11 protein-coding genes are annotated in these 12,271 nt (G+C 69.6%); 5 read left to right on the top strand and 6 right to left on the bottom strand.

Going from position 1 to position 12,271, the window contains the following annotated elements; genetic code table 11:
• Window positions 1–92: 92 nt before the first annotated feature.
• Together ACIPM1_RS29070 and ACIPM1_RS29065 are read right to left on the bottom strand one after the other, a co-directional pair.
• Complete coding sequence (locus tag ACIPM1_RS29070) at window positions 93–866, bottom strand: helix-turn-helix transcriptional regulator (protein ID WP_402439576.1); 774 nt, start codon at window positions 864–866, stop codon at window positions 93–95.
• Between the two features lie 56 nt (window positions 867–922).
• On the bottom strand, window positions 923–1,948 hold the full coding sequence (locus ACIPM1_RS29065; protein WP_402439574.1) for a ParB N-terminal domain-containing protein: 1,026 nt from the start codon (window positions 1,946–1,948) through the stop codon (window positions 923–925).
• 282 nt (window positions 1,949–2,230) lie between these two features.
• Here ACIPM1_RS29065 and ACIPM1_RS29060 point away from each other — a divergent pair, with 282 nt between their 5' ends.
• The 4 genes from ACIPM1_RS29060 (at window position 2,231) to ACIPM1_RS29045 (ending at window position 6,722) form a co-directional block, all read left to right on the top strand.
• Window positions 2,231–2,806, top strand: a complete 576-nt coding sequence (locus ACIPM1_RS29060) for a DUF5987 family protein (RefSeq protein WP_402439572.1) — start codon at window positions 2,231–2,233, stop codon at window positions 2,804–2,806.
• On the top strand, window positions 2,803–4,467 hold the full coding sequence (locus tag ACIPM1_RS29055) for an FAD-dependent oxidoreductase (protein ID WP_402439570.1): 1,665 nt from the start codon (window positions 2,803–2,805) through the stop codon (window positions 4,465–4,467). The genes ACIPM1_RS29060 and ACIPM1_RS29055 overlap by 4 nt, the downstream gene beginning before the upstream one ends.
• Window positions 4,468–5,237: 770 nt before the next feature.
• On the top strand, window positions 5,238–6,041 hold the full coding sequence (locus tag ACIPM1_RS29050; protein ID WP_402439568.1) for a TIGR03084 family metal-binding protein: 804 nt from the start codon (window positions 5,238–5,240) through the stop codon (window positions 6,039–6,041).
• A 57-nt stretch (window positions 6,042–6,098) separates the two neighbouring features.
• A complete protein-coding gene (locus ACIPM1_RS29045) occupies window positions 6,099–6,722 on the top strand; it encodes a prephenate dehydrogenase/arogenate dehydrogenase family protein (RefSeq protein WP_402439566.1) in 624 nt (207 codons plus the stop codon).
• 213 nt (window positions 6,723–6,935) lie between these two features.
• Here ACIPM1_RS29045 and ACIPM1_RS29040 read toward each other — a convergent pair whose 3' ends face one another.
• From ACIPM1_RS29040 to ACIPM1_RS29030, 3 genes are all read right to left on the bottom strand, one after another.
• On the bottom strand, window positions 6,936–7,856 hold the full coding sequence (locus tag ACIPM1_RS29040) for an oxidoreductase (protein ID WP_402439564.1): 921 nt from the start codon (window positions 7,854–7,856) through the stop codon (window positions 6,936–6,938).
• A gap of 63 nt (window positions 7,857–7,919) precedes the next feature.
• Window positions 7,920–8,081 carry a hypothetical protein gene (locus tag ACIPM1_RS29035; protein WP_402439562.1) on the bottom strand — a complete coding sequence of 54 codons (162 nt, stop codon included), beginning with the start codon at window positions 8,079–8,081 and terminating at the stop codon, window positions 7,920–7,922.
• A gap of 170 nt (window positions 8,082–8,251) precedes the next feature.
• Complete coding sequence (locus tag ACIPM1_RS29030; RefSeq protein WP_402439560.1) at window positions 8,252–9,004, bottom strand: thioesterase II family protein; 753 nt, start codon at window positions 9,002–9,004, stop codon at window positions 8,252–8,254.
• A gap of 567 nt (window positions 9,005–9,571) precedes the next feature.
• Between ACIPM1_RS29030 and ACIPM1_RS29025 the strand changes: the two genes are divergently transcribed.
• Window positions 9,572–10,831, top strand: coding sequence for a cytochrome P450 (locus ACIPM1_RS29025; RefSeq protein WP_402439612.1), 1,260 nt, complete (start codon window positions 9,572–9,574; stop codon window positions 10,829–10,831).
• Window positions 10,832–10,910: 79 nt separating this feature from the next.
• On the opposite strand, the gene ACIPM1_RS29020 is transcribed toward ACIPM1_RS29025, so the two are convergent.
• Window positions 10,911–12,245, bottom strand: a complete 1,335-nt coding sequence (locus ACIPM1_RS29020) for an FAD-dependent oxidoreductase (protein WP_402439559.1) — start codon at window positions 12,243–12,245, stop codon at window positions 10,911–10,913.
• Window positions 12,246–12,271: the final 26 nt, after the last annotated feature.

Raw genomic sequence — 12,271 nt, 5'->3', positions numbered from 1 at the left:
CGCCATGATCCGCGACGGTCCCCTCTGCGACCCGAGACCCCCACGCATCGCTCGACGAAGGACGCCAAGGCCCCGCAGAGCAGCCGACGGCGCTACGCCGCCGTGCGCCGCGCGGCCTCGCCGCCCGGCAGTGCGAGCAGCACCGGCGGATCCAGCGGATCCACGGCGCGCAGAACGATGTCGACAGGCATCACCCGCATCCCCGCACGCACGGTGACCGGGCCATGGCGGCCGACGGCCAGGCTCTCGGGAGTGTCCCCTGCGCCCCCCGCAGGAGCGGGCGGGGCCCCGTAGGGGACGGAATGAGCCAGCACATGCCAGGTTCCGGGAGGCACATCGTCGAGCTCGAAAGGACCGGGGCCGTCCATCACGACATACCGCACCGGTAGACCCTGGGGTATGGAGCTGGGGAACAGCCCGACAAAGACCTGCCCCAGAGCCCGGTCCCCGGGCAATACGACGCGGCCGCGCAGCGGTGCCAGATGCGGCGAATCCAGGCCCGCACCGGGGTCGGTGGGCAGTTCCCCCACTCTTCCGCCCAACTCTCGAAACTTGCTCGGAGGAACACCTACACAGGCCTTGAAACGTGAACTAAAGGTACCGATACTGCAATAGCCCACATGACTGCTCACATCGGCCACACTCAGATCCGTGCTGACCAGAAGACGCTTGGCCTCCTGCAGACGCAGAGCGGACAGAAACCGGCGCGGAGAAGTGCCTGTGACACTCCGGAACACGCGCGTGAAATGAAATTTGCTGAACATGGCTGTACGCGCCATGTCGTCGATCGTCAGCTCCTGGCCCAGATTGACATGCATTTCCTCGATTACCCGGAGAATGGCATTTTCGACGGAGGAGGAACTCATGGGTTTCCCTTCAGAACTCTCGGGCCGGGACAAGGGCTTTGGGCAGTACATGTTTCTCACTTGTTGCGAGAAGACCGCCGCTCGGAAAGCTCCTCGGCGAATCGACGCCACGTGTCCGAACATTTCATCGCGATGTCCGTGACGGCCTCGACGTCATGGGCGGGTATGGCATTGATCCGCCTGCGCCATGCCTCGTCGGTGAAGAAATGAGCGTGCAGCCAGCGGATGAATTCACGGCCCGACTCGGAGTGCCGCAGGGACGGATCGCCGGCCAGCACACGCAACGTCTCCAGTGCACCCCGCGCCGCGGCCGACCTCGGTCGGCGGGCCGGCAACTGCCCGCCCTCCTTCGACGCCGGCGCCTGCAGACCCCGATCGCCGGCCCGGCCCGCCGCAGCATCACTTTGCTGGGGCGGGCCCGGCGGGGGAACCGGCTCCTCGCCCCGCAGCAACCGCTGCCGCACATCATGGGCGGTCCCCAGCGACAGTCCGGTCTCCTGAGCCACGGCTCGCAGCGGCATGCCCGGCCGGCTGGTCATCAGTTCCGCAGCACGCCGGCGCTCCGCCGTGCGGTCCAGGGGATGCGCCCTGCCGTCGCGGCCCACACGGACGTTCGGCTGCGGATTCTCCACAGCTGAACGGCGCCGCACGTCGGCCACCGTCTTCGCATCCAGGCCGGTGTACACGGCGATACTCCGGTCGGACATGGCAGGGAACGACACCAGAATCCGCTCCGCCGCCGCCCGCCGGTCCGCGATCGACAGCGGCAGGCCATGGGCGATGTTGCGGGCGACCGACTGGATGAAGGCCTCGTCTTCCGGACCATCGAAGAACTGGGCGTCGATGAACTCGACCCCGAGTGACGATGCCGCCCGAAGACGATGCATTCCATCGATCACTCTCATGGTCGGCCGGTGGACCAGTATCGGCGGCAGCGACTCGAATACTTCGGCGAGCCGCTGAGCATGCGCCTCGTCAATTCCATTGAGACGCGGCGTGTCCGCCGGCGCAAGACTGATGATCCGTACAGGCTGCGTGAAATGTGCCGGTAGGTCCATGACTCTTCCGGAAGAGCTGTTCAAGGACGCTCCATACAGAAGTGGCGAATTGGAATCCTGCATGCGGGATATGGCGCTGTGCGAGATCGGCGACTGCGGTGGAAGGGGGTGACGTGAAACCGCCTGGAAGCCTACAGGGCAACTGGTTGGTAATAAGAGTTTCGGTCAGGAGATGCGGAGACTCTGGCTAGTTTCCACCGTAAACTACCTCAACCGCTTGAACAGATACCCGTTGCTTGAACTGGCCGGGCCGACCTAGCGTTCTTATCGTTCGCAGAGTTTCGGCACATACGAGGGAGAAAGAAGTTGAATGGCGAAGCAGCCGGGGACGATCTGGTCGAATACCGCACACTGACTCTCGAGGCTTACGCAGACACCATCGTTCCGGGCGAAAAGCGCGGACCGGGGGACCGGTCGGTCGCAGGCGCCGCCGCCGGAGGCGGCGCCGTCGCAGCCGGCGCCCTGGAACTGCTGCACTGGGACGCCACCGGCATCTCCGGCGATCTGGACACGCTGGCGGACCTGCTCAACGACCACGCCCGGCGCTACGCCGCACACGCAGGCATCGAACCCGACGCCTCCGTACCCCCCTTCGTGGCCCTGGAGTTCACCGACCGCGTCGCCCTGGTACAGCAGCTGACCCGCCCCGGCCACCCGGAGAAGGACCTGTGGGTCCTGCTCGCCCTCTTCTCCAACATGGCCTACGACTCCGCCGCCCACCGCAACACCGCCGAGGCGCTCGCCGACGGCCACCCGGGTTTGACGGCCTTGGGAATCCCGCAGCCCGACACGGACGGACTGTGGCGCTTCAAGGTCCCCGGCTACGGCCGGGAACTCGCTCGCCTCCACCCCGACACCACGCCCTCAGGGAGCCCGGCATGAGCACCAGCACCGAACACACCGACGTCCTGGTGGTCGGAAGCGGCTTCGGCGGGGCGATAACGGCCTACCACATGGCCGCCGGCGGAGCCAAGGTCACCGTCCTGGAACGCGGCCCCTGGCTCAAGAACACCGACTTCGAGCACGACTACAAGCTCGGCTCCTCCTACACCCGGGCCTTCGACTTCGTGGTCGGCGACGGAATGAGCGTGCTCGGCGGCAACTGCGTGGGCGGCGGCAGCGTCGTGTACTTCGCCGCGATGCCCCGCGCCCCGCGCTTCGTCTTCGAACGCCACGGCAGCATCGGACGGCGCATGTGGCCCCAAGCGCTCAACCGGGACACCCTCGACCCCTGGTACGACCGGGTGGCCGAGTCCATCTCGATCAGCAAGCAGGAGTGGAGCGACGTCAGCTACGCCGGCGGTCTGTGGGCCGCCGCCTGCCACCACGCCGGCCGCACCGCCAACCCGCTGCCCACCGCAGTGGACAGCGCCGCCTGCGTCAACTGCAACTGGATGATGGCCGGCTGCCGGTTCGACGCCAAGCAGTCCCTGCTGCTCAACTACCTCCCCGCCGCCCTCGCCCACGGCGCCCAGATCCGGCCCCTGCACGAAGTCCAGCACATCGCGCGGAACCAGGACGGCTCCTACCGGGTCCACTACAACGTCATCGACGAGGAGGACTATCGCCTCCACACAGGCGGCGGCATCATCGACGCGAAGATCGTCGTCCTCGCGGCCGGCGCCGGCGCCACCCCCGTCATCCTCCAGCGCAGCGAGCCCGCGCTCGGCCCGATGCCGCACGCCGTCGGACGCTACTTCTCCGGCAACGGCGAACGCCTCAACACCGCCGTCATCGACGAGAAGAAAGCCGCCGAACTGCTCGGCCTGGATCACACCGGCGCTCCCGCCTACGCCGCCAACCACATCGGCAAGGGCCCCACCGTCGCCAGCTGGGACCGCCTGGACGGATCGCTGCCCGAATACTCCCGATACTCACTGGAGCAGCTGTACTTCCCGCCCGGCCTGGGCACCATCCTCGCCCAGGCACCCGACGCCACCGGGCCGACCTGGTTCGGCCCCGAGAAGAAGCAGCTCCTCCAGCGGTGGACCTCCTGGCTGACGATCTTCACCATGATCGAGGACGACAACGAAGGCGTCTTCGGGCCGCCGCCGGCCACCGGCAACGCCCACCGCATCTCCCAGCAGATGCTCGGCCGGGGAAACCTCCGATACGACCCCACCGCCAACACCCTCGGCGCCTGGGCCCAGTCCGACGCCGAGGTCAAGGAGATCCTGGAGAAGGACGGGCTGGCCAAGGTCATGCCCTGGACGAACGATCTGGTCGGCGCCTACACCGTCCACCCGCTCGCCTCCTGCCGGATGGGAGACGACGCCCGCACCTCAGCCCTGGACGACCGCAACGAACTGCGCGGCCACCCCGGAATCTTCGTCACCGACGGCTCCGCCGTCCCCGGTGCCCTGACCGTCAACCCGGCCATGACCATCGCCGCTCTCGCAGAGCGCGCCGTCCCCGGCATCGTGCAAGCGGCACAGCGCAGAGGAGTTCGAGTCAACTACGGCGCCCCGGCCCCCGACGGATCCCGCAGCGCCCGCGACAACGCCATGACCCAGCTACCCACCCTGCTCGGCGCCGACTCGTAGGCGACCGCGGCAGACCCGCAACACCGGCCACGACCCTCCAGGCCCGCCCCGCACCCCGCCCGGTCGACGACCGCGGAGAGCACTGCCGAGCGGACCAGGCCGGCCAACCCCGGCGAGTTGCTTTACGAGACCAGCCACCACGGCAGCAAGGACAAGGATCACGAGCGACTACTTCGAGTATGGCCCCACGGCCGGCTTCGAGGAGACCGGCCTTGTCGACGTCTCCTGCCTCACCCACCCGTGCCGACAGGGCCGCTGCCGCGGACTGCTCCGCAAACAGACGGCCCTCACCGCACCCGCCGGAACCCAGGACGACCTCAAGCTGTTCACCCTGAAGGTGATCTCGGCGCATTCTTCCCCGGGGTCACCCCCTTCGACGAGCTGTCGATCCGTGCGGCCGGCCGAGCCGCGCCTGGCCCGGCTGGAATTCACCATCGGCCACGTAAAGGCGGCCCAGGACGGCACCGAGACTGTGGGCGCCCGCGGACCGCCCGCATACGCGGACCCGACACCGCCACCGTCCCTTCCCCCGTCCCCGACGCGCCGGCCCTGGCACTCGAACCCTGCGCCGCACAGGTCCGGACGATCGCCGGCCGGGCCGCACCACCTCGCTTCCCGTCATCGCCCGCGCACTCCCGCACACCGGGGGAGGCGCGTCAGCCCGACGCACCGTCCACCCCGGCCCGCCCGGTGGGCCGCAGCCGGCACCACGCCTCGACCCGGCCCACAGCACATCCGACCCCGCCAGCCCAACCGAGGAGAACCAAGCCATGGCCACCCTGCAGGACACCCTCAAGGACCTGTCCGCCGACACCGAGGAGATCGCCCGCCTGGTGGCGAGCCTGGACGCTCCCGCCTGGCAGACTCCCACCCCGGCCCCCGGCTGGACCATCGCCGACCAGATCGCCCATCTGACGTTCATCTTCCGGCTGGCGAAGACCGCCGCCGCCGACCCGCAGACCTTCGCCTCCATCGCCGCGGGAGCCGCCCACGACTTCAACGGCGCCGTCAACGCCGCTCTCCAGCAGTTCAACGACATACCCCCGCAGCAACTGCTGGCCGCCTACCGGGCCGAGGGCGAGGCCTGCGTGCACGCCCTGGCCGCCGTCCCCGAGGGCCAGATGGTGCCGTGGCTGGTCAACCCGCTTCCCCCCGTCGTGCTCGCCTGCGCCGGCATCATGGAGCTCTTCGGCCACGGACAGGACATCGCCGATGCGCTCGGCGCCCGCAGGGAGCCCACCGACCGGCTGCGTCACCTGGCCGAGTTCGCCTTCCTCACCCGCGACTTCGGCTACCAGGCCCGTGGCATGACGGCCCCCTCCGAGCCGTTCCGCTTCGAACTCACCGCACCCTCCGGGGAGATCTGGCGTATCGGCCCGGACGACGCCACGCAGACAGTGAGCGGCCCCGCCCACGACTTCTGCCTGCTGGTCACCCGCCGCCGGCACCGCGACGACCTGGCGCTGTCCGCCACCGGGCGGGACGCGGACCAGTGGCTCGACATCGCGCAGGCCTACCGCGGTCCCGCGGGGGAGGGCAGGATGCCAGGACAGTTCGCAGACCACCGCGCATGAGCCGAGCACGTACCGGCCGCCCGACGCGGCGGCGCAGAAGCCCTCCAGGAGCAGATCATGATCCCTGTCGCACTGCACGGCGTCACCGTGATCGGCTGTGGACTGATCGGCACCTCGATCGCCCTGGCCCTGACCCGCGCAGGAGTGCAGGTCTCGCTCACCGATCACGAGGACGACGTCCTGGACCGAGCCTGGCGCATGGGAGCCGGAACACCCCTGGCCCACGACCAACGGCCCGCCGACCTTGTGGTGATCGCAACCCAGGCGGCCGCAGCCGTCGACACCCTCTACGAAGCCCAGGCCCGCGGCCTCGGCCACGCCTACACCGACATCGCGGGCTGCAAGCGGGAAATCTGGCAGGAGGCCGAACTGCGCGCTTGCGACCTGTGGGGCTACCTGCCGGGACATCCCCTCGTGGGCCCCGACCTCCGCCACCCGGACGCGGCACGGGCGGACCTGTTCACCGAACGGCCCTGGATCCTGTGCCCCTATCCCCTCGTGGAACCGGCCGCGCTGGCCGCGGCGGACGAACTCGTCTCCCTCTGCGGCGGGCGCCGCCGCGACATGACACTCACCGAGCATGATCGGTTCAGCGCAGCACAGCGCCGGCCGACCCACTCCGGCCCGCGTCGCCGGCACCGGCCGCCGGCCGGCGCACCGCGACGCGGGCCCTCACATTGAGTCGACCCACCGGCTCACCACCACGGCTCACCGCCCCCACACGACACACCGAGCCTGCGTCCTGCCCGTCGGCCGCTCCACACCCAAGGGCCCCGGTCATCGACCGGGGCCCTTGGCTGCGGACACACGGCACGTGCGGCCCGCGACCCGGAAGCCGGGCCGACGGGGACCGGCACGGGGAACGCGCGCCCGGGCCCCGGCGGGCCGCCACCGTCAGAACCGGTAGGTGACGCCGGTCAGCTCCTGCGACTCCCGCCACAGACGGCGCTGCATCCGCCCGTCCAGCGCCAACCGCCCCGGCCGGACCACCCCCGGGTACCCCCTGGTCCCGGTCAGCCCGAGCGGGCCGTAGTACTCCCCGCCGCGAACGGCCGGGTCCGTCGCCGCCCGCAGACCGGGCAGCGCGCCCATCCGGGCCGGCTGCAGGAACAGGGGCCCCAACAGCGCACCGAACCTGCGGACCCCGCCCGGGATCTCCCGTCCCAGGCCGGTCGCGGCCAGCCCGGGGTGAGCGGCGACCGCGAGGATGCCGGCACCGGCCTGCTCCAGCCTGCGCTGCAACTCGAGAGTGAACATCAGGTTGGCCAGCTTGGAGCGGCTGTAGGCACCGAATCGGCTGTAGCGGCGGCCGGGCCGGGCCGGCGCGGCACCGATACGGCCCAGCCGGTGCAGATGACTGCTGACCGTCACCACGCGCGCACCAGGAGCCGCCCGCAACGCATCCAGCAGCAGGCCGGTGAAGGCGAAGTGCCCCAGATGATTCACGCCGAACTGCAGCTCATGACCCTCATCGGTGAGCGACTCGGGTGTCCACATCACACCGGCGTTGTTGATCAGCAGATCGATCCGCGGCCACTGGTGCCGCAGCTCCTTCGCAGCCGTGCGCACCGAGACCAGACTGGCCAGGTCGAGCGGCTGCACGGACAGACCGGCCCCCGGCACCTCCGACCTGATCCGCTCCGCCGCGGCGCGCCCCCGGTCCGCATCCCGCACGGCCAGCACGACATGCGCACCCAGCTGCGCCAGCGCGCGCGCCGCCTCGAAGCCGATACCGGACGTGGCACCGGTCACCACCGCTGTGCGGCCACCCTGGTCCGGCGCATCGGCAACCGTCCAGTACGTCCTGGAACCCATCAGATCTCTCCTTTTCCCGCGGCCGCGGTACGCCCGCGCCGCAGCACTTTGGCCGCAGCCGTCTCAGGCGGCCGAGGCCCGCGGGAGATGGCCCTGCGCCACGATCTGCAACGCCGCCGCCGAATCGGCCGGCACCGCCTCCACCACATCGCGGCCGCCGGTCAACCAGGCTGCGGCAAAAGGACTGTGGGAGGCCGGGCAGAACTCCGTGCCGTTCAGCTCCACCCCCTATGTCGCGATCAGGTCACGTTCGCCGCGCCCCAGCGGCGACGGCGCGTGCGCCGACGCGTCGGCGGACCGCCTCGACGGCTCACCGGTGTCGGGGCGGACGGGTCGGAAGAGGAGATCCCCGGGAGGCCGTTGCCGAGTTCGACGTGCGTCATCTCGCATTCCCTTCATCGACGGGACAAGGCGGCCTGCGGCGACAGCAGCTCCTGCACGAGAGCGAGAGGCGGTCTCTCGATCAGATAGAAATGGCCCCCGCCGACCGCACGGCTGCCGTAGGCACCGCGGGTCTGCCGTGACCAGGCGGTGGCGTCGTCCCGGCTGACCAGCGGATCGCTGTCCGCCACGATGGATGTGATCGGACAGTCCAGCGGCGCACCGGGCCGGCAGGTGTACTCCCAGCAGATACGCAAGTCCGCCGCGACATACGGGAAGAACAGCTTCAGCAGGACGGGATGGGCCAGCAGCTCCGGATCCGTACCGCCCAGGCTGACCAGAGCCGCCGCCAGCGCCTCCTCGGACAGATCGCCCCGGACACCGAACGCGTTGCCGGGCGCCATCTGGGTCTGCGGGGCATGAGCGCTGGAGACGATGAGATGGCTCACCGGGACGCCGTCCCGTTCCAGCAGCCGCGCGGTTTCGAAGGCGACCCAGGCGCCCATGCTGTGCCCGAACAGAGTGACCGGCCGGTCCGCAAGAGCACCGATCGCCCGCGCCGCCCCCGCAGCCAGTTCCCGCACACCGGTGGCATACGGCTCCGCCGCGCGCTCGGCGCGCCCCGGATAGCACACGGCATGCACTTCTGTGCCGGTGAACGCAGCGCCCCAGGACCGGAAGACCGACGCCGATCCTCCCGCGTGCGGAAAGCACACCAGGTGCCGTGCCGCGCCGGGCAGCGGCGACATGCAGCTCAGCCAGGTCATTCCTGTTCCCCTCTTCCCCTCACCCACGCCTGCGACCATCGCGTCGTGGCTCTTCGAGGCGGCGGACAGCGCATCACGTTCCTGCCCGCCGAAAGTAGAAGGGCCGCTCGCCTCTGGCCAAGACCCCACTCCACTCAGGCGACTTGTCTAGGTCGACGCGTCCGGCGGCGCACTGCCGGCCGGCCCGGAGCATGGGCGAAGACGTCGGCCCCCTGGGAGGCCCCGCCGTCTCGGAGGTGCGGGCGTGTCACAGCGGTGCCGATCCTCGTGTGTCAAGGCCCGGTGTGGGCGAGCAGAGCTGTATCGGGCAACACCGCCTCCACTGAGGCGACTTGCCGGTATCGGGCCGGGGGCGGCTTCTGGCTGACCGAACGCAGCACGGGCGAAGATGTCCGTCTCCGGCCGGGGTGTCACGGTGGGGGAGCCCGGGCTGCAGGCTGTGGCTGCTGCGACCGGATCCGGAGAACCCCGGGTACGGACACGTCGCCGGAGTGAACCCGAAAGGGAATCGGAATGGACATGCACATCGCCAGGCAGCCGTCACTTCAGAGAACTCAGGATGCGCCCATGGAGCAAGGCTGCCCATTCGCCCTCGATCCCACCGGCCGGGACATACATGGCGAAGCCGCCCTACTGCGTTCCCAGGGCTCCGCCGTCCGGGTGGAGCTGCCCGGGGGCGTCCTCGCCTGGTCGCTGAACAGCCATGAAGTGATCAAGAAGGTGCTTGGTGACCCGCGGGTCACCAAGAGCGCCCGCAGTCACTGGCCCGCCTTCAGCAACGGCGAGATACCGCCTGACTGGGAACTGATCAGCTGGGTTGCGATGGACAACATGGTCACGGCCTACGGCAAGAACCACATCCGCCTGCGCAGGTTGGTGGGGAAGGCCTTCAGCCCGCGCAGGACCGAGGCCTTCAGGCCCCGCGTGGAGGAGCTGACCGACCAGCTCCTGGACGCGCTGGAAGAGGCCGGCCCGGGCGAGGTGGTGGATCTGCGGGCGCGATTCGCCTATCCGCTGCCGGCCCGGTTGGTGGCGGACCTCATCGGTATGCCGGAGGAGGCCCGTGCCCGGACAGCCAAGGTGATCGACGCGATGGTGGACACCACCGTCACCCCCGATCAGGCCCAGGCGATCCTGGCGGGCTGGCGCGGAGCGATGGCCGAACTGATCGCGGACAAGCGCAAGGAACCGGCCGAAGACATCACCAGCGACCTGGTCACTGCCCGGGATGAAGACGGCTCCAGGCTCTCCGAGGAAGAACTGACCGACACGATCTTCGCGATTCTCGGTGCCGGCTCCGAGACCACGATCAACTTCTTCGACAATGCCATCACCGCGCTGCTCAGCGATCCGGCGCAGCTGGAACTGGTCCGCTCGGGCCAGGCGACCTGGGATGATGTGATCGATGAGACCCTGCGGGTGGAGTCACCGCTGGCGCATCTGCCGCTGCGGTATGCCGCACAGGACATCGAGCTCGACGGGGTGACCATTCCCAAGGGAGACCCGATCCTGGTCAACTACAGTGCGGTGGGCCGGGACCCGGAGCTGCACAGCCAGGTGCCCGACGTTTTCGACGTCCGCCGTGCCAGCAAGGAACACCTCTCCTTCGGCTACGGCCCGCACTACTGCCTGGGCGCCGGCATCGCACGTCTGGTGGCGAAGACCGGCCTGTCCCGGCTGTTTAACCGGTTCCCCGGCCTTGCGCTGGCGGTGCCGCGCGATGAGCTGCAGCCGCTGCCGACGTTCATCATGAACGGCCACCGCAGTCTCCCGGTGCGGCTCACCACGCCCGCGCAGAGTGAGCCTGCGGCGGTGGGACAGAAATAGGTCCGTGGCAGGCGGACACAGCAGAGCCCTGGGGGCGGTGCCGGAGCACCCGCCCCCAGGGCTCTGCCCGTACCGGCCTCTACGCGGTGAGGGCGGCCTGTTTCGCTCCGCGCAGCACCCGGTACACCATGCGAGGACTCATGAGGGCCTGAGGCGGTTCGACAAAACCCGCCACCTTCATGAAAGTGCTGGTGACACTGCTGTCCTGCGTCGCGGCGGCCTGCAGCTTCGCCATATACACGCCGCCCATTCGCACCTTGGCCGTTCTGCGCCCCTCGACCTCCGGGTAGCCGAGGTCGCCGCCGGCGGAGAAGTCCCACGCCACGTCAATGACGCCGGCGATGTCCCGGAGGAACCGCAAGGGGACGGGCGTGCCCCGGCGCAGATGGTCGCGCAGGACCAGGGCCTCCAGCGTGGCGACGGTCATTCCCTGCCCGTAGACGGGGTTGAAGCTGCACACCGCGTCACCCAGCACCAGCAGCCGGTCCGGGAAGCGCTCCATGCGTTCGTAACGCCGCCTGATACTCGCGGGATAGCGGAACGTCACGCCCTCACCCACCGGTTCGGCGTCCGCGATGACCTCGTGCACATCCGGGACCGGCAGGGTTCGGGTCCAGGCAAGGAAGCCCTCGAGGTCGGTCGGCGCACGGTCGCCCAGGACCCCGGTGAGGGAGAGCACACACAGGCCATCCTCGATCCGGGAGAAGAAGGCCCCACGTGGATGGGACGGTGAGGAGACCGGGTTGATCGAGAGGTCCCCGCGCAGAATCGACTCGTCCGGCAGCCGGAAGCGCCGGGTGGTGTAGCTGAGGTCGATGTGGATGCGGTCCTCCGTCGGCCGCCCGTACCCGAACTCCTCCAGCCACACCGGGGTGCGCGAGCCGCGGCCCGTGGCGTCGACCACGAGGTCCGCCTCCAGCGTGTACGGCTCACCGCCTTCACCCTGCTGCACCCGCACCCCGGTGACCCGGCTGTGCGCCTCGTCGGTGACCAGCGCGGCGATGTCGTGCCGCTCCAGTATCTTGACCCCGGCCAGCTCCTGGACCCGCGCGCGGACACGACTCTCCAGCAACGGCCGGGAGCCCGATATGCAGATCAGTCCGGTGGTGGCCGGGCGGAGCCGGCGCCCGTTGAAGTACCACCTCAGTTCGCCCAGATCACCGGTGGGTATCCCGGCGTCGATCGCGTCCTGGGTGAATCCCGGGAACAGCTCCTCCAGGATCTGCTGGCCCCGGGCTAGCAGCCCGTGCACGTGCCGCCCCTGCGGGACTCCACGGCGCGGACCGCTTGCGCCCAGCCCGTCACGTTCCACGATCAGGACTTCCTGGTACGCCTCGGCCAGGACCCGCGCAGCGAGCAGCCCGGCCATGCTCGCCCCGAGTACTACCGCACGGTTGCCCACCTGAACGGCCATACTGCTTCCCTCCTCGAGGACGCGGC

Source organism: Streptomyces sp. NPDC086766, assembly GCF_044746005.1.
GTDB lineage: Bacteria > Actinomycetota > Actinomycetes > Streptomycetales > Streptomycetaceae > Streptomyces.
This window is presented reverse-complemented; position numbering and strand designations above follow the sequence as displayed.